Raw genomic sequence first — 17,377 nt, forward strand, 5'->3', positions numbered from 1 at the left:
TTCTACGTACATAGAAAGCGCTTGCTGTCACGCTCACCAGTGGGGCGTATGCGGCGCGCAGACCGCGTACGAAGGGAATGACGTGACACGCAAGACGGTGCGTATCGCCATGAACGGTGTGACCGGGCGCATGGGTTACCGCCAGCACCTCGTCCGCTCCATCCTGGCCCTGCGCGAGCAGGGTGGTCTCGACCTCGGCGACGGCACCGTGCTGTGGCCGGAGCCGATCCTGGTCGGCCGGCGGGAGCACGCGCTGAAGGCGCTGGCCGAGCGGCACGGACTCGAGCACATCTCGACGGACGTGGACGCGGTCCTCGCCGACGAGAGCGTCGACATCTACTTCGACGCCCAGGTGACCTCGGCCCGCGAGGAGGCGATCAGGAAGGCGATCGCCGCGGGCAAGCACATCTACACCGAGAAGCCCACCGCCACCGGACTCGACGGCGCCCTGGAACTCGCCCGCCTGGCGAACGCGGCCGGCATCAAGCACGGCGTCGTCCAGGACAAGCTGTTCCTCCCCGGCCTGCTCAAGCTGAAGCGCCTCATCGACGGCGGCTTCTTCGGCCGCATCCTCTCCGTGCGCGGCGAGTTCGGCTACTGGGTCTTCGAGGGCGACTGGCAGGACGCGCAGCGCCCGTCCTGGAACTACCGCTCCGAGGACGGCGGCGGCATCGTCGTCGACATGTTCCCGCACTGGGAGTACGTACTGCACGAGCTGTTCGGCCGCGTGAAGTCCGTCCAGGCCCTCACCGCCACCCACGTCCCGCAGCGCTGGGACGAGAACGGCAAGCCCTACGACGCCACCGCCGACGACGCCGCCTACGGCGTCTTCGAACTGGACGGCGGCGCCGTCGCCCAGATCAACTCCTCCTGGACGGTCCGCGTCAACCGCGACGAACTGGTCGAGTTCCAGGTCGACGGCACCGAGGGCTCGGCCGTCGCCGGCCTGCGCAACTGCCGCGTCCAGCACCGCTCCGCCACCCCCAAGCCGGTCTGGAACCCGGACATCCCCGCCACCGAGGTCTTCCGCGACCAGTGGCAGGAGGTCCCGGACAACGGCGAGTTCGACAACGGCTTCAAGGCCCAGTGGGAGCTCTTCCTCAAGCACGTCTACGCCGACGCCCCCTACCACTGGGACCTGCTGGCCGGCGCCCGCGGCGTCCAGCTCGCCGAGCTGGGCCTGAAGTCCTCGGCCGAGGGCCGCCGCCTCGACGTGCCGGAGGTCGCGCTGTGACCCTGCACCTGCCCGACGCGAACGGCACCCTGCGGGCGTACGAGCCCCGCACCGAGCCCCTCGCCGTCCATCCGGGAAGCGCTTTCACCTCCCGTACGGTCTTCTCGGCCGCGCACGTCGTCGCCGATCCGTACGCCGACACCAGCCCCGACTCACCGGCCGCCGTCGACTGGGACGCCACCCTCGCCTTCCGCCGTCACCTGTGGTCGCACGGCCTGGGCGTCGCCGAGGCCATGGACACCGCCCAGCGCGGCATGGGCCTGGACTGGGCGGGCGCGGCCGAGCTGATCCGCCGCTCCGCCGCCGAGGCGAAGGCCGTCGGCGGCCGCATCGCCTGCGGCGTCGGCACCGACCAGCTCACCGGCGGCACCCTCGCCGAGGTACGGGCGGCGTACGAGGAACAGCTCGCGGTCGTCGAGGAGTCGGGCGCGCAGGCCATCCTGATGGCGTCCCGCGCCCTCGCCGCGACGGCGAAGGGCCCGGACGACTACCTGGAGGTCTACGGCCACCTGCTCCGCCAGGCCGCCGAGCCGGTGGTCCTGCACTGGCTGGGCCCGATGTTCGACCCGGCGCTGGAGGGCTACTGGGGCTCGTCCGACCTCGACGCGGCCACCGACACCTTCCTGGAGGTCATCGCCGCCCACCCCGACAAGGTCGACGGCATCAAGGTCTCGCTCCTGGACGCCCAGCGCGAGATCGACCTGCGCCGCCGCCTGCCGCAGGGCGTGCGCTGCTACACCGGCGACGACTTCAACTACCCCGAGCTGATCGCCGGCGACGAGCAGGGCTTCAGCCACGCCCTGCTCGGCATCTTCGACCCGCTCGGCCCGCTCGCGGCGGAAGCGGTCCGCGTCCTCGACACGGGGAACACGGAGGGTTTCCGCGCCCTCCTCGACCCCACCGTCGAACTCTCCCGCCACCTCTTCCAGGCACCCACCCGCTTCTACAAGACGGGTGTGGTGTTCCTCGCCTGGCTGGCCGGCCACCAGAGCCACTTCACGATGGTCGGCGGCCTGCAGTCGGCCCGCTCGCTGCCGCACTTCGCCCGCGCCTACGAACTCGCCGACCGCCTCGGCCTGTTCCCCGACCCCAAGCTCGCCGAGGAACGCATGAGGACCCTGCTGCACCTGTACGGAGTGACCCCGTGACCGCCGACCTCGCGCGTTTCAGCATCAACCAGATGACGGTCAAGCAGCTGTCGCTGCCCGAACTCGTCGACGCCTGCCGTGACCTGGGCGTACCGGGCGTGGGCCTGTGGCGGGAGCCCGTCCGGGCGTACGGCGTCGAGGCGGCGGCGAAGCTCGTACGGGACGCGGGCCTGGCGGTGACGACGCTGTGCCGGGGCGGCTTCCTCACCGCGATCGACCCCGGCGAGCGGGCGGCGGCCCTCGCCGACAACCGGCGGGCCGTCGACGAGGCGGCCACGCTCGGCACCGACACCCTGGTCCTGGTCTCGGGCGGACTGCCGGCCGGCTCCAAGGACCTGCGCGCCGCCCGGGAACGCATCGCGGACGCGCTCGCCGAACTCGGTCCCTACGCCGAGGAGCACGGGGTGAAACTGGCCATCGAGCCGCTGCACCCCATGTTCGCCTCCGACCGGTGCGTGGTCTCCACGCTCGCCCAGGCCCTCGACCTCGCCGAGCGGTTCCCCGCCCGGCAGGTCGGCGTCACGGTCGACACCTACCACATCTGGTGGGACGACACCGCGCCCGCGCAGATCGCCCGCGCGGGCGCCCAGGGCCGTATCCACACCTTCCAGCTCGCCGACTGGACCACCCCGCTGCCCGAGGGCGTCCTCAACGGCCGCGGCCAGATCGGCGACGGCGCGGTCGACATGCGGGAGTGGAAGGGATACGTGGAGGCGGCCGGCTACACCGGCCCCATCGAGGTCGAACTGTTCAACGACGCGCTGTGGTCCCGCGACGGCCGAGAGGTCCTCGCCGAGACGGCGGCACGGTTCGTGGAGCACGCGGGATGAGGTCCGCCGTGCGCTGAGACGTGGGGCACGGGCACCCGCACACGTCGTGTCCGGATGCCCGTGCCCCACGGAACAGGGCCCGGATGAGGCTCCGGGGAGAGGTCTTCCCGTTCCCTGTCGTCCTGCGCGGGGCGCAAGCCGTGCGGTGCCGGACCGGACGCCGACGTTCGCCGGCACCGCACGATGCTTCCCCCCTGCTCCCCGCGAGTGCACAGCCCCCACCGTGCACAGGCACCAGCATGCGTCCACCGGACGCTTGAAACCTTGACCGTCCGTGCAGGGATCCTGTCGATTCCGGCAGGAAGGGCCGGGCCCCTACGGGGCGGCGTGGTGGTGGCGGTGGTCCGTCGGCGTCATGCCGTACACGCGGCGGAAGACGCGGCTGAAGGTGGCCGCGTCGGTGAAGCCCCACCGTGCGGCGATCGAACGGACGGAGCGGCCCCGCAGCCGGGGGTCGGCCAGGTCACGGCGGCACCGCTCCAGACGGCGGTGGCGGATCCAGGCCGCCGGAGCCTCGCCCTCCGCCGCGAACAGCTGGTGCAGATGCCGCACCGAGATGCCGTGGGCCGCCGCGACGGTCGCCGGGGACAGCGAAGGATCGCCCAGGTTCCGGTCGATGAAGTCCCGGATCCGGATGCGCAGGGCACGCCGGCGGGACTCCGGCGGCAGCACGTCCTCGGAGTCCACGCAGCGGCCGAGCACGGAGGCGAGCAGATCCGTGGTCACCGAGGCCAGTGTCGGCACGTCGGCCTCGGTGAACTCGTCGGCCCGTCCGGCGACATCGGCCAGCCAGCGCCGCAGCGCGCCGCCCATGCCCCGGTCCACCGGGACCGGTACCGCCAGCAGGCGGCGCATCGCGCGCGGCGGCAGCGGGAACCGGGCCCGGGGCATGCTGACGACCACCGTCGTGGACCGCTGCGACGTCCTGTTGATGCGGACGTCGTACGGGAGGCTGGTGTCGGCCACGATGAGCTGCCCCGCCCCGAACACCGCCTCGGTACCGTCCTGCGCCATACCGCCGTCGCCGGCGAGCTGACAGTTGATCTGCAGGAACTCGGGATCGAAACGCCGGATGACCCGCGGTGTGCGCACGGTGTCCAGGTGCGGCAGGCTCAGCTCGGCGATCTGCAGGTCCCCGAGCGGCAGGACCCGCATCGTGGCCTCGAAGTCGTCGCTGCGCCCACTGCGCATCAGGGTGGGCACATGCGTCCGCGTGGCGACGTCCTGCCACAGGTCCCACCGCTCGGCGGGCGGCACCACCCCGGTCCGGAACTCCTGCACCAGCATCCCCACACGCCCCCAACGCGTACCGGACGACCGCATCCTGCCCAGGAAGACATCGTAAGGAACCAGGGCCGGAAAAAACCCGGAGAGACCGTGCAACCCTTCCCGTACCTCGCGGGTCGTACGTGGCGTCAGGGCTTCTGGGAGGGGACCCGGGGGGACTCGGGGGGGTTCTGACGGGGGAGGGACGAGGGGGCCCGGTCGACGGACCGGGCCCCCTCGAAGTCGTACGCGCCCTGCACCGGGTGTTCCTAGAAGAACACCCCGCAGCGCAGCAGCACGTTCGCGTACGGCCGTGCCTCGCCGGTGCGGACGACGAGCCGCGCGCCGGCGCTCAGCTCCTTGAGCCGCTCGTGCGGGACCAGGCCGAGGCCGGGGAAGCGGCCCGCCAGCAGCTCGGCCGCCGCCGGATTGGCGTCCCGCACCTCGGACGCGGCCGTGGCCCCCTCGACGACCAGCTCCTCCAGCAGCCCCTCCAGCACCTCCGCGAACGACGGCACCCCCGCGCGGAACGCCAGGTCCACCACGCGCGGCCCGCCGGGAATCGGCATCCCGGCGTCGCACACCAGCACCCCGTCGCCGTGCCCGAGTTCGGCCAGGGCGCCGGCGAGATGCCGGTTCAGGATTCCGTGCCTCTTCACCGGGCGCCGCCTTCCGGGTCCACGCCGGACGCGCCGTCCGGCCCCCGGCCGGGGTCGGCGCGGCACAGCGCCGCGACCTCCTCCGTCGTCGGGAAGGACACCTGCGCGCCCTCCTTGGTGACCGTCGCCGCCCCCACCCGGGCCGCGTACGCCGCCGCCCCGGCGAGCGGCTCGCCCGCGCCCAGCCGCCAGGCCAGCGCGGCGGTGAACGCGTCACCCGCCCCGGTCGTGTCCACGGCACGCACCTCGACGGACGGAACCCGGGCGACCCCGTCCGGGGAGGCCACCAGCGCGCCCTCGCCGCCCAGCGTCACCACCACCGAACGCGGGCCCTTAGCCAGCAGCAGCCGTGCCCAGTCCTCGGGCTCGTCACTCGTCCCGGCGTCCTCGCCCAGGATCACCTTCGCCTCGTGCTCGTTGACGATCAGCGGGTCGCAGGCCGCCAGCACGTCCGCCGGAAGCGGGCGCGGCGGGGACGGGTTCAGCACGAACCGGCTGCCCGGCACCAGACTCCGCACCACCTCCACCACCGTCTCCAGCGGGATCTCCAGCTGGGCGGAGACCACCCGGGAGACGTGGAAGAGGCTCCCCGCCGCCCGCACGTCCGCCGGTGTCAGCCGGCCGTTGGCGCCCGGGGAGACGACGATGCTGTTGTCCCCCGACGGGTCCACCGTGATCAGCGCGACCCCGGTCGGCGCCCCGCCCACCAGCACGCCCACCGTGTCCACCCCGGCCGCCCGCTGCGAGTCCAGCAACAGCCGCCCGTGCCCGTCGTCACCGACCCGCGCCAGCAGGGCCGTACGGGCGCCGAGCCGGGCGGCCGCGACCGCCTGGTTCGCGCCCTTGCCGCCCGGGTGGACGGCCAGGTCGGAGCCGAGCACCGTCTCCCCGGCGCCCGGCCGGCGCTCGACCCCGATCACCAGGTCGGCATTGGCCGATCCCACGACCAGGAGGTCGTAGTCGTACATGAATCGCTCCCCGATCCGAGTGAAGTCCGAGTGAATCCGAGTGTGGGGGCGGGCGGTCGACGTGACCGCCCGCCCGTGCGCCCCCGGGGCCGGCGTCAGCCCTCGAAGCCGGCCACGTTCTCCTTGGTGACCACCTTCACCGGCACCTTCACCGTGGTCTCCACCTTCTTGTCCTCGGCGGCCCGCAGCGCGTTCCGTACCGCGATCCTGCCCAGTTCCGACGGCTGCTGCGCGACGGAGGCGTACAACGTGCCCGCCTCGACCGCCTTCAGCCCGTCCGGAGTGCCGTCGAAGCCGACGACCTGGACCGACTTCCCGGCCTTGGAGCCGAGCGCCTTGATCGCGCCGAGCGCCATCTCGTCGTTCTCCGCGAAGACACCGTTGATGTCGGGGTGCGCCTGCAGCAGGTTCGTCATCACGTCCAGGCCCTTGGTGCGGTCGAAGTCCGCGGGCTGCTCGGCGACTACCTTGATGCCCGGGTAGTCCTTCAGACCGGCGGCGAAGCCCGCGCCGCGCTCGCGGCTGGCGGAGGTGCCCGCCTGGCCCTGCAGGATGACGATCGTGCCCTTGCCGCCGAGCTTCTCGGCGAGCGCCCTGGCGCCCAGCGCGCCGCCCTCGACGTTGTCGGAGGCGACCAGCGCGGCCGTCTCCCCCTTGTTGACCCCGCGGTCCACGGCGACGACCGGGATGCCGGCCTTGTTCGCGCCGCGCACCGCGGGACCGGCCGCGTCGGAGTCCACCGGGTTGACGACGACCGCGGAGAGCGAGCCGCTGGTGAAGTTCTGCAGCTGGTTGGCCTGCTGGGAGGCGTCGTTCTGCGCGTCCGTGACCGTCAGGTCCACGCCCAGCTTCTTCGCCTCCTCCTCGGCCCCGGCCCGGATCTGCACGAAGAACGGGTTGTTGAGCGTCGACAGCGACAGGCCGATCTTCTGCGTCCTGCCGGCCGAGGACCCGTTGTGCAGCAGCGAGGTCGCACCGACCACCGCGACGGCGACGACGGCGGCGATCACGTACGTGAGTGCCTGCCTGCCCCGGTTCCCGCCCCCGGACGCCCCGGCCGCCGGGGTGGTGGCGCCCGCCTTGCGGCGCAGCGTGTCGAACAGCACCGCCAGCGCGATCACGACACCGATGACGACCTGCTGCCAGAACGCGGACACGGACAGCAGGTTGAGGCCGTTGCGCAGCACCGCCAGGATCAGCGCGCCGATCAGCGTGCCCGACGCCTTGCCGGTGCCGCCCGCGAGGGAGGCACCGCCGATGACGACCGCGGCGATCGCGTCCAGCTCGTAGCCCTGCGCGGCCTGCGGCTGCGCGGAGGACAGCCGGGAGGCGAGCACGATGCCCGCGGCGGCGGCGAACAGACCGGAGAACGCGTAGATGGCGAGCTTCTGCCGCTTCACCCGCAGCCCCGACAGCCGCGCGGCCTCCTCGTTGCCGCCGATGGCGTACATGGAACGGCCGATGTACGTCCGTCCGAGCACGAAGGCGGTGATCAGCCCCATCACGATCATCACGAGCATCGGCACGGGCAGCCACCCGCCGAGCGTGTCACCGAGGTGCGAGACCGAGTCCGGGAAGGCGATCGGCGAACCCTGCGAGATGACGAGCGACAGACCGCGTCCCACCGACAGCATGGCCAGCGTCGCGATGAACGGCGGCAGTTTCCCGTACGAGATGAGGAAACCGTTCACCAGACCGCAGGCGATACCCGTCGCGACGGAGAGGAGGACCGCGAGGGCGACCGGTATCCCGGCCTCGGTCGCACTCCACGCCAGCACGGTGGCGGACAGTGCGGCGACCGAACCGACCGACAGGTCGATGCCCGCCGAGACGATCACGAAGGTGACGCCGAAGGCGAGGATCGCGGTCACGGCGGCCTGGACGCCGACGTTGAGGAGGTTGTCGGCGGTCAGGAAGTCCCCGGACAGCGCCGACATGGCGATCACGAGGACGATCAGCGCGGTCAGCGCGCCGTTGTCGAGGAGCAGGCGGCGCAGGCCGGCCGTGGCGCCGCCCTGCGCGCCCGGCTTGCTCTTGAGCGTGTCAGTGGCCACGGGAGGCCTCCGTTCCATTGGGGTGAGTACTGACGGCGAGGGCCATCACGGCGTCCTGGGTGGCCTGTTCGGCGGTGAGTTCGCCCGCGACGCGTCCCTGCGCCATGACGACCACCCGGTCGCTCATGCCGAGCACCTCCGGCAGATCGCTGGAGATCATCAGCACGGCCGCACCCGCGGCCGTCAGTTCGTTGATGAGCTGGTAGATCTCGACCTTGGCGCCGACGTCGATGCCGCGCGTCGGCTCGTCGAGGATCAGCACCTTGGTGTTCGCCAGCAGCCACTTGCCGATGACGACCTTCTGCTGGTTCCCGCCGGAGAGCGTGCGCACATGCTGGCCGAGCCCGGCCATCCGCACGCCGAGCTGCCCGGCGATCCGCTCCGCCGACTCGTGCTGCCCCTTGAGGTCGACGAGCCCCGCGCGGGAGGAGGACCGCAGGGTGACCAGGCCGAGGTTCTCCTCGACGGAGGCGTCGAGCACCAGTCCCTGTCCCTTGCGGTCCTCGGGCACGAGCCCGATCCCGGCCGCCATGGCGGCGTTCACGTCGTGGCGGCGCAGCCGCGCGCCCGCGACGTGCACGGACCCCGCGTCGTACGGATCGGCCCCGAACACCGCCCGGACCACCTCCGTCCGCCCGGCCCCGACGAGCCCCGCGATACCGACGACCTCACCGGCCCGCACCTCGAAACCCACGTCGTGGAAGACACCGTCCCGGGTGAGCCCCTCCACCTTGAGCAGCGCGTCCCCGGCGTCGGTGCGCTCGCGCGGGTACTGCTGCTCGATCGACCGCCCGACCATCAGCCGTACGAGTTCGTCCTCGGGGGTGGAGGCGGGCACCTGACCGACACTGCGGCCGTCCCGGATGACGGTGACCCGGTCGCCGAGGGCGGCGATCTCCTCCAGGTGATGCGTGATGAACACGATCCCGACGCCGTCCTCGCGCAGCCGCCGCACGATCGCGAACAGCTTCTCGACCTCCTCGGAGGTCAGCACGGCCGTCGGCTCGTCCATGACGAGCACGCGCGCGTCCAGGCTGAGCGCCTTGGCGATCTCGACCATCTGCAGCCGCGCGATGCCGAGTTCGCGTACACGCGCACGCGGGGAGACGTCCACCCCGACCCGCTTCAGCAGCACCTCGGCGTCCGTGTCCATCTTCTTCCGGTCGATCATCCCGAGGCGGCGCGGCTGCCGCCCGAGGAAGATGTTCTCGGCGACCGTCAGATCGGGGACCAGGTTGAACTCCTGGTAGATGGTGGCGATCCCGAGCCGCTCGGAGTCCTGCGCACCGTGGATGCGCACCTCCTCGCCGCCGACCACGATCCGGCCGGTGTCGGGCGTGTAGGCGCCGGAGAGCATCTTGATGAGGGTGCTCTTGCCCGCGCCGTTCTCACCGAGGAGCACGTGCACCTCGCCCCGGCGCAGGTCGAAGTCGACGCTGTCGAGCGCGACCACACCGGGGAAGGTCTTGCGGATGCCCTCGATGCGCAGCAACTCGTCCGGGTCGCTCACGACGTACTCCTTCGTACGGGGGACTGTTGTACGGGGGACTGCGGGGGTGCCGGCTCACCGCACGAGCGGCGTACGACGAGCCGGGCGGGCAGGGTCACGGACTCGCCGGGCCGGCCCTCGATCCGGTCGACCAGCGCGCGCACGGCGGCCCGGCCCAGTGCGCCCGTGGGCTGGGCGATCGCGGTGACCGGCGGATCGGTGTGCACGAACCAGCGGATGTCGTCGAACGCGGCCAGCGCGATGTCGTCGGGGACCCGCAGGCCGCGCGCGCGTACGGCGTCCAGCGCGCCGAGCGCCATCAGGTTGTCGGCGGCGAACACGACCTCGGGCGGCTCGGCCAGATCGAGGAAGCCCTCGGTGACCCGGCGTCCGCTGTCGGCCTGGAAGTCGCCCTGGCCTATGTAGGCGTCGGGAAGGACGAGCCCGTACGCGCCGAGCGCCTCCCGGAAGGCGTCCACGCGCTCACGGCCGGTGGTGGTGGCGGCCGGCCCGGCGATGATCGCGAGCCGCCGGTGACCGAGTTCGTACAGATGCGCCACGAGGTCCCGTACGGCGCCGCGCCCGTCCGACCTGACGACGGGCACGTCCACGCCGGGGATCCACCGGTCGACGAACACCATGGGCGTGCCCGCGCGGGCGGCGTCCAGCATGCGCGGGGAGCCGCCGTCGGTGGGGGAGACGAGCAGCCCGTCGATGCGCCGGTCCAGCAGCGTCGTCACATGGTGGTCCTGGAGATCGGGCCGCTCGTCGGCGTTGCCGATGATCACGCTGTAGCCGAGCGCGCGGGCCTCCTCCTCGACGGAGCGGGCCAGCTCGGTGAAGTACGGGTTCATCACGTCGCTGATCACCAGCCCGAGGGTGCGGGTCTGGTCGGTGCGCAGGGAGCGTGCGACGGCGTTCGGGCGGTAGCCCAGCGCCTCGACGGCGGCCAGCACGCGGGTGCGGGCGTCCGCGCTGACCGACGGATGGTCGTTCAGGACGCGCGACACCGTGGCGACGGACACCCCGGCCCGCGCGGCGACGTCCTTGATGCTCGCCATCGCCGTTCCACCTCCTCGTGGAATCGATTACACGGAGGATTGGAATCGATTACACGGGTGGTTGGCAAGAGGGTGCGGGGTGGCCGAAATCGAATCGTGACCGCCGGGGTGACGGTGTCCCCGGGGTGACCGGTTCTGCGCACCGCCTTCTTCCTTCTTCCGTGCCGTGGGGGAGGGCGCTTCCGCGCCGTGGGGGGAGGGCGGCGTCCGGCCCGCCTCGGACCGGGAGATCCCGGCCACCGAGGAGGAGGGTGAGGTGGGAGAGGACCACGGGGGCGCCGCGCCGTCCTGTCCCTGGGCAAGGTCCTGCGGAACCGGTCCGGAGCGCCCGCCGCTCCGCGGCCACTCACCCTGGACGCGGCCGGGCTCCCGGACGCGCCGCCGGCCGGTCCGCCCGCCGGGCTCCGGCCGATCGCCTTCCCGGCTGCCGGCCCGGCGGCGGTCGGCGCGCGGACCCGTCCATGGTGTCAGTGGTTGCTGACAATATGACGATCATGAGCCGGATCATCTCGTACAGCACCGCCGACAAAGCCGACGTCCTGGCCTTCATCGGAGCCGCGGACACCCTGACGCCCGATCAGGTGCGGAACCTCGGCGTCATGCGTGAGAAGGCGCGGGAGAGCCAGCGGGAATTGGAGCGGCAGGACATCGACCTGGGCCTGACCGTCCCCGACGCACTGGAACACCTCGTGGCCGGTCACGCGAGCTCCGAAGCCGAGTACGCGGCGGGCGCCTACTACCGCGCGCTCCAGCACATCATCGACCGCAACGCCTCCGACCCCGCCGATCTCGGTGTCTACTCCAAGCCCTCCACCTTCTTCGGCCTGCTCGACGAAGAGCTTCGCCGGGTGGGCGTGAGCGCCGATCTCCTGCTGCACGACCGCCTGTTCTCCGGGCCGCCCGAGGAGATCCCCTTCCCCGTCCCCTTTCCCGTGGACGGGCCGCACATCGGCATGTTCCCGCTGGCCAAGGCCAAGCCGGCCGCCGACGCCTACCGTGCGGTGCTGGACCGGGTGGACGAGGGTTTCCGGTACGACCTCGGGGAACTGGCCGAGAAGCTCGAGTTCGAGCACACGGAATGGGAGTACGCCACGAAGAACATCGACTGGTACACCCAGGACACGATCTTCTTCTCCATCACGGGCTGAGCGGCGGTGGCCGCCTCCCAGCGGCCCGTGCTGCGCACCGTGGTCAGCAGGCACACCCACGACGTGTGGGAGGGCGCCTTCCCCGAACTCGCCTGTCCGAGGGGGTGTGGTCGGCGAGCGTCGCCAGCAGCATCGGCAACTCGGTGCGTTTGCCGGGAACGTGCCGGGCGGCGTGCGCGAGGAAGGGAACGGCGGGCGCCGACGCCGAGTACACCGTGCCCTGGTGGTGGATGTTCCCGTACGGCTCGTGAACGGCTTCGTCGGTGGTCGTGTCGTCGCCCTGGTACAGCGCCCTGATCAAGTCGGGCACGTCCACGGCCGAGCCGTGGGCGTGGGTCGGTGTCTGCCACTGGACGGCGTCCGGTCCGGCCGGGGACTTCATGGTCGGCGCTCCTTCGCTGACCAAGTGCGCCGACCCTACTGATCACCACCGACAGTGCTGGTCCTCACGCAGCGGGCGGAGATGCGACGACGGGCGGGTTGAGGCGGGCGAAGCCTTCCTGGCGCTGGTAGGGGAAGTACGGGTAGGGCGCTGCCTTGTTGCTCGCCGCGTCGAGTTTCGCCATCTGGTCGGGCGTGAGCGTCCAGCCGACGGCGCCGAGGTTCTGACGGAGTTGCTCCTCGTTGCGGGCGCCGATGATGACGGAGGAGACGGTCGGCCGCCGCAGCAGCCAGTTGATGGCGATCTGCGGAATGCTCCTGCCGGTCTCCTGCGCGACCTCGTCGAGGGCGTCGACCACGCGGTAGAGGTGTTCGTCCTCGACCGGCGGGCCGTAGTCCGCGGTGCGGTGCAGTCGGCTGTCGGCCGGGAGCGGCCGGCCGCGGCGGACCTTGCCGGTGAGCCGTCCCCAGCCGAGCGGGCTCCAGACCAGGGCTCCGAGGCCCTGATCGAGCCCGAGGGGCATCAGCTCCCATTCGTAGTCGCGCCCGACGAGCGAGTAGTAGACCTGATGTGCCACATAGCGCGGACGGCCGTACCTCTCCGCGCTCGCGAGGGACTTCATCGCCTGCCAGCCGGAGAAGTTGGAGACTCCCAGGTAGCGGACCTTCCCTGCGCGAACGAGGTCGTCGAGCGCGGACAGGACTTCCTCGATCGGTGCGCCGGCGTCATAGGCGTGCAGTTGGAACAGGTCGATGTAGTCGGTGCCGAGCCGGCGCAGGGCGTCCTCGCACGCGGTGATCAGGCGTGAACGAGAGGTGCCCGCATCGCCGGGGCCGTCGCCCATCGGCAGGCCGGTCTTGGTGGACACGATCACCTGGTCCCTGCGGCCCTTGATCGCTTCGCCCAGCACCTCCTCGGAGGCCCCGCCGGAATAGACGTCGGCGGTGTCGAACATCGTGACCCCGGCGTCGAGGCAGATGTCCACGAGACGTCGCGCTTCTCGCGCGTCCGTGGTGCCCCAGGCGCCGAACAGCGGCCCCTGGCCGCCGAAGGTGCCGGCGCCGAAGCTCAGTGCGGGGACCTTGAGGCCGGATGCGCCCAGCCGCCTGTACTCCATGGCTGTACCTCTCTCGTCGCATGACCTGGCTAACGGGTCTGTGGTTCCGTTACCGTGGATCTCAACGTAGCAGGTGCGAGTAATTAATGGAACTGGAGTGCCGTTATGAGGTTCGAGGATGCCGATCCGGGGACCGTCCGTCCTGGTGGGCGCACGGCGCGGGTGCGGGCGGCGGTACTGCGGGCGGCCGGGGACGCCTTGGCGGAGCAGGGCTTCGCCCGCCTGGACCTCGCCGACATCGCGCGCCGTGCCGAGGTGGGCAAGACCACCGTCTACCGACGGTGGGGGACGGTGACCGGCCTGGTGGCCGATCTGCTGCTGGACATGGCCGAGCAGTCGCTGCCGCGTACCGAGACCGGCTCGCTGCTCGGTGACCTCAAGGCCAACGCCCGGCTCGTGCAGCGCACCTTGGCCGATCCGCGGCAGGGAGCGCTGTTCAAGGCGGTGATCGCCGCCGCCACCTGCGAGGCGAGGACGGCCGAGGCCCTGCACCGCTTCTACGACATCCGCGTCGAGGAGTGGGCGCCCTGCGTCCGACAGGCCGTCGACCGGGGCGAGGTCCCCGAGGGCACCGACGTCCACGAGGTGATCCGCGCCGTCTCCGCCCCCCTCTACTACCGCCTGCTGACCAGCGGCGCCCCCCTCGACGAAGCAGCCGCGGACCGGGCCGCCGAGGCCGCGGTGGCCGCAGCGCGCGCGGGAGCGTACCTGCGGGGCGGCGAAGGCCGTACGTGACGGGCCTCCCGCTTCGTGTCCGCTCACGGGGGTCGCGTCACGCGGGGCGAGTCACGGGGGTCGATTCACGGGGTCGCGTCACGCGGGTCGAGTCACGGGGGTCGATTCACGCGGGTCGATTCACGGGGGACAAGTCACGGGGGTCGATTCACGGGGCCGAGTCACGCGGGCCGAGTCACGCGCGGGAAGCCCCGCGCGGACAAGCCGTGTGTCCCGGCCGCCCGTCAGGCCGCCGACGGCTCGCACCACACGTACTCGCCCCGGCTGCCCCGCCGGAACAGCCGGCGGCTGCCACCCCCACACGTCGGCACGGGCCCGCACCAGTGCCGGCCCGCGCCCGTCCTCCGACTCCGCATCCCCTTCGGACGGCTGCGGAGGCTCGGGCGTTGGTAGTCTCCGCCCCTACGACGACGGGGGCCGATCGATGGTGGAAGCGGGGCGGCCGAGCCCTTCGACGACCTGGGCCGGGGCCTTCCTGTTCGGCGTTCTCCTCGGAGGCCTCACCTCACTCGTCTCCACCGTCGCCATCGGGCGGGCGTGGGGGGCGTGCGACACCGGCGTCGGCGCGGCGGCGAACTCCCTGGCGCTGCTCTTCCTCGCCCCGCTGATCTGGATCGCCGCGGCGATCCCGCTCGGCGTCCTGTACGGCGTCCTCGGCGGACGCCACCGGCGCGCGGCCCTGGCGGCGGGGTTCCTGTTCACCGTGTGCTGCACGTGGTTCCTGGTCACCTGGCTCGGCGTACTGGACTCCTACCCGGACCCCGTGTGCCCGGGGAACGTCCCGCCCTGGTGGCCGGACTTCATACCCACCTGACCGGGCCGGGTCGGCCCACGCTCGCGGCGAGCGATCCCGCACCCCCTTGTCACACCCCACGGGTACCGTCGGATCATGTCCAACCAGTCCGCCCAGTCCGCAGCCGCCGCCCCCGGTGAACGCCGGCTCGCCACCCTCGAAGGTGTCCTGGAGCGGATCACGTACGCCAACGAGGAGAACGGCTACACGGTCGCCCGGGTCGACACCGGCAGAGGCGCCGGCGATCTCCTCACCGTCGTCGGTGCGCTGCTCGGCGCACAGGTGGGGGAGTCCCTGCGGATGGAGGGGCGCTGGGGGTCGCACCCGCAGTACGGCAAGCAGTTCCACGTCGAGAACTACACGACCCTCCTCCCCGCCACCGTCCAGGGCATCCGCCGCTACCTGGGCTCCGGCCTGGTCAAGGGCATCGGCCCGGTCTTCGCCGACCGCATCACCCAGCACTTCGGGCTGGACACGCTCCGGATCATCGAGGAGGAGCCCAAGCGCCTCATCGAGGTCCCCGGCCTCGGCCCCAAGCGGACCAAGAAGATCGCCGACGCCTGGGAGGAGCAGAAGGCGATCAAGGAGGTCATGCTCTTCCTCCAGACCGTCGAGGTCTCCACCTCCATCGCGGTCCGGATCTACAAGAAGTACGGCGACGCCTCCATCTCCGTCGTGAAGAACCAGCCCTACCGCCTCGCCGCCGACGTCTGGGGCATCGGCTTCCTCACCGCCGACAAGATCGCCCAGTCCGTAGGCATCCCGCACGACAGCCCGGACCGGGTGAAGGCCGGCCTGCAGTACGCGCTCTCGCAGGCCACCGACCAGGGGCACTGCTACCTCCCCGAGGAGAAGCTGATCGCCGACGCGGTGAAGCTGCTCCAGGTGGACACCGGGCTGGTCATCGAGTGTCTGGCCGAGCTGGCCGCCGACCCCCAGGAGGGCGAGGACCCCGGCGTCGTACGCGAGAAGGTCCCCGACCCGCAGGGCGGCGACCCCGTCACCGCCGTCTACCTCGTCCCCTTCCACCGCGCCGAGCTGGCCCTCTCCGCCCAGCTGCAGCGCCTCCTGCGCACCGACGAGGACCGGATGCCGGCCTTCCGGGACGTGACCTGGGACAAGGCGCTCGGCTGGCTGAAGGGGCGTACGGGCACCGATCTCGCCCCCGAGCAGGAGGCGGCCGTCAAGCTGGCGCTGACCGAGAAGGTCGCCGTGCTCACCGGCGGCCCCGGCTGCGGCAAGTCCTTCACGGTCCGCTCCATCGTGGAGCTGGCCCGTGCCAAGAAGGCCAAGGTCGTCCTCGCCGCCCCGACCGGCCGTGCCGCCAAGCGGCTCGCCGAGCTGACCGGCGCCGAGGCCTCCACCGTCCACCGCCTGCTGGAGCTCAGGCCCGGCGGCGACGCGGCCTACGACCGGGACCGCCCGCTCGACGCCGACCTGGTGGTGGTCGACGAGGCGTCCATGCTGGACCTCCTCCTCGCGAACAAGCTGGTCAAGGCGGTGCCCCCGGGCGCCCACCTCCTCTTCGTCGGCGACGTCGACCAGCTGCCCAGTGTCGGCGCCGGCGAGGTGCTCCGGGACCTCCTCGCCGACGGGAGCCCCGTCCCCGCCGTCCGGCTCACCCGTGTCTTCCGCCAGGCGCAGCAGTCCGGGGTGGTGACCAACGCGCACCGGATCAACGCCGGGCAGCACCCCGTCACCGACGGCATGAAGGACTTCTTCTTCTTCGTCGAGGACGACACCGAGGAAGCCGGCCGGCTCACCGTGGACGTCGCCGCCCGGCGCGTTCCCGCGAAATTCGGCCTCGACCCACGCCGGGACGTGCAGGTCCTCGCCCCCATGCACCGGGGCCCGGCCGGCGCGGGCACGCTCAACGGGCTGCTCCAGCAGGCCATCACCCCCGGCCGCCCCGACCTCGCCGAGAAGCGGTTCGGCGGCCGGGTCTTCCGCGTCGGCGACAAGGTCACCCAGATTCGCAACAACTACGAGAAGGGGGAGAACGGGGTCTTCAACGGCACCGTGGGCGTGGTCACCTCGCTCGACCCGGTCGACCAGCGCCTGACGGTGCTGACCGACGAGGACGAGGAGGTGAGTTACGACTTCGACGAACTGGACGAGCTGGCGCACGCCTACGCCGTGACCATCCACCGCTCCCAGGGCAGCGAGTACCCGGCGGTCGTCATCCCGGTGACCACGGGCGCCTGGATGATGCTCCAGCGCAACCTGCTGTACACGGCGGTCACCCGGGCCAAGCGGCTGGTCGTCCTCGTCGGCTCCCGCAAGGCGATCGGACAGGCGGTGCGCACCGTCTCGGCGGGCCGCCGGTGCACGGCGCTGGACTTCCGCCTCGCCGGCTCCCGCCTCTCACACCCCTGAATCACCCCTGTGAGCGCCCCGTCATCAAAAAATGATCGATCAAATGAGTCACGAAGGTCACAGAGCCCTTCCGGATGGGGAACTCAAGGGGCAGGATGGGCAAGTTGGCGGCACTCA

General features: G+C 71.8%; 15 protein-coding genes. 7 read left to right on the forward strand and 8 right to left on the reverse strand.

Annotated elements, in window-relative coordinates; genetic code table 11:
- Positions 1–82 precede the first annotated feature (82 nt).
- The 3 genes from ACH4VX_RS20090 to ACH4VX_RS20100 are packed head-to-tail and all read left to right on the forward strand — an operon-like array spanning position 83 to position 3,212.
- A complete protein-coding gene (locus tag ACH4VX_RS20090) occupies positions 83–1,234 on the forward strand; it encodes a Gfo/Idh/MocA family protein (RefSeq protein ID WP_398368748.1) in 1,152 nt (383 codons plus the stop codon).
- On the forward strand, positions 1,231–2,382 hold the full coding sequence (locus ACH4VX_RS20095) for a dihydrodipicolinate synthase family protein (protein ID WP_398368749.1): 1,152 nt from the start codon (positions 1,231–1,233) through the stop codon (positions 2,380–2,382). The genes ACH4VX_RS20090 and ACH4VX_RS20095 overlap by 4 nt, the downstream gene beginning before the upstream one ends.
- Positions 2,383–2,414: 32 nt before the next feature.
- The gene (locus tag ACH4VX_RS20100) at positions 2,415–3,212 is read left to right on the forward strand and encodes a sugar phosphate isomerase/epimerase family protein (RefSeq protein ID WP_398368898.1); all 798 of its coding nucleotides are present in this window, start codon (positions 2,415–2,417) and stop codon (positions 3,210–3,212) included.
- A 315-nt stretch (positions 3,213–3,527) separates the two neighbouring features.
- Here ACH4VX_RS20100 and ACH4VX_RS20105 read toward each other — a convergent pair whose 3' ends face one another.
- The 6 genes from ACH4VX_RS20105 to ACH4VX_RS20130 all read right to left on the reverse strand — a co-directional run bounded on the left by ACH4VX_RS20105 (position 3,528) and on the right by ACH4VX_RS20130 (position 10,709).
- A complete protein-coding gene (locus ACH4VX_RS20105) occupies positions 3,528–4,499 on the reverse strand; it encodes a helix-turn-helix domain-containing protein (RefSeq protein ID WP_398368750.1) in 972 nt (323 codons plus the stop codon).
- Positions 4,500–4,747: 248 nt separating this feature from the next.
- Positions 4,748–5,137, reverse strand: a complete 390-nt coding sequence (rbsD, locus tag ACH4VX_RS20110; RefSeq protein ID WP_398368751.1) for a D-ribose pyranase — start codon at positions 5,135–5,137, stop codon at positions 4,748–4,750.
- Complete coding sequence (locus ACH4VX_RS20115; protein WP_398368752.1) at positions 5,134–6,105, reverse strand: ribokinase; 972 nt, start codon at positions 6,103–6,105, stop codon at positions 5,134–5,136. Before ACH4VX_RS20115 ends, rbsD begins: the two co-directional genes overlap by 4 nt.
- A 95-nt stretch (positions 6,106–6,200) precedes the next feature.
- On the reverse strand, positions 6,201–8,159 hold the full coding sequence (locus ACH4VX_RS20120) for a substrate-binding domain-containing protein (RefSeq protein ID WP_398368753.1): 1,959 nt from the start codon (positions 8,157–8,159) through the stop codon (positions 6,201–6,203).
- Positions 8,149–9,669, reverse strand: coding sequence for a sugar ABC transporter ATP-binding protein (locus ACH4VX_RS20125; RefSeq protein WP_398368754.1), 1,521 nt, complete (start codon positions 9,667–9,669; stop codon positions 8,149–8,151). Before ACH4VX_RS20125 ends, ACH4VX_RS20120 begins: the two co-directional genes overlap by 11 nt.
- Positions 9,666–10,709 (reverse strand): LacI family DNA-binding transcriptional regulator, encoded by a 1,044-nt coding sequence (locus ACH4VX_RS20130; protein ID WP_398368755.1) that lies wholly within the window; start codon positions 10,707–10,709, stop codon positions 9,666–9,668. Before ACH4VX_RS20130 ends, ACH4VX_RS20125 begins: the two co-directional genes overlap by 4 nt.
- A 494-nt stretch (positions 10,710–11,203) precedes the next feature.
- Between ACH4VX_RS20130 and ACH4VX_RS20135 the strand changes: the two genes are divergently transcribed.
- A complete protein-coding gene (locus tag ACH4VX_RS20135; protein WP_398368756.1) occupies positions 11,204–11,857 on the forward strand; it encodes a hypothetical protein in 654 nt (217 codons plus the stop codon).
- A 43-nt stretch (positions 11,858–11,900) separates the two neighbouring features.
- Here the strand turns inward: ACH4VX_RS20135 and ACH4VX_RS20140 are convergent, their stop codons facing one another.
- Positions 11,901–12,239: a hypothetical protein gene (locus ACH4VX_RS20140; RefSeq protein WP_398368757.1), complete on the reverse strand. Its 339-nt coding sequence runs from the start codon at positions 12,237–12,239 to the stop codon at positions 11,901–11,903.
- Positions 12,240–12,303: 64 nt separating this feature from the next.
- Positions 12,304–13,356 carry an aldo/keto reductase gene (locus ACH4VX_RS20145; protein WP_398368758.1) on the reverse strand — a complete coding sequence of 351 codons (1,053 nt, stop codon included), beginning with the start codon at positions 13,354–13,356 and terminating at the stop codon, positions 12,304–12,306.
- A 105-nt stretch (positions 13,357–13,461) separates the two neighbouring features.
- On the opposite strand from ACH4VX_RS20145, the gene ACH4VX_RS20150 reads away from it, so the two are divergent.
- The 3 genes from ACH4VX_RS20150 (at position 13,462) to ACH4VX_RS20160 (ending at position 17,260) form a co-directional block, all read left to right on the forward strand.
- Positions 13,462–14,091 (forward strand): TetR/AcrR family transcriptional regulator, encoded by a 630-nt coding sequence (locus ACH4VX_RS20150; RefSeq protein WP_398368759.1) that lies wholly within the window; start codon positions 13,462–13,464, stop codon positions 14,089–14,091.
- Positions 14,092–14,515: 424 nt separating this feature from the next.
- Positions 14,516–14,905 (forward strand): hypothetical protein, encoded by a 390-nt coding sequence (locus ACH4VX_RS20155; protein ID WP_398368760.1) that lies wholly within the window; start codon positions 14,516–14,518, stop codon positions 14,903–14,905.
- A gap of 75 nt (positions 14,906–14,980) precedes the next feature.
- Complete coding sequence (locus ACH4VX_RS20160) at positions 14,981–17,260, forward strand: ATP-dependent RecD-like DNA helicase (protein WP_398368761.1); 2,280 nt, start codon at positions 14,981–14,983, stop codon at positions 17,258–17,260.
- Positions 17,261–17,377 lie beyond the last annotated feature (117 nt).

This window comes from Streptomyces sp. NPDC020731, from assembly GCF_044334705.1.
Taxonomy (GTDB): domain Bacteria; phylum Actinomycetota; class Actinomycetes; order Streptomycetales; family Streptomycetaceae; genus Streptomyces.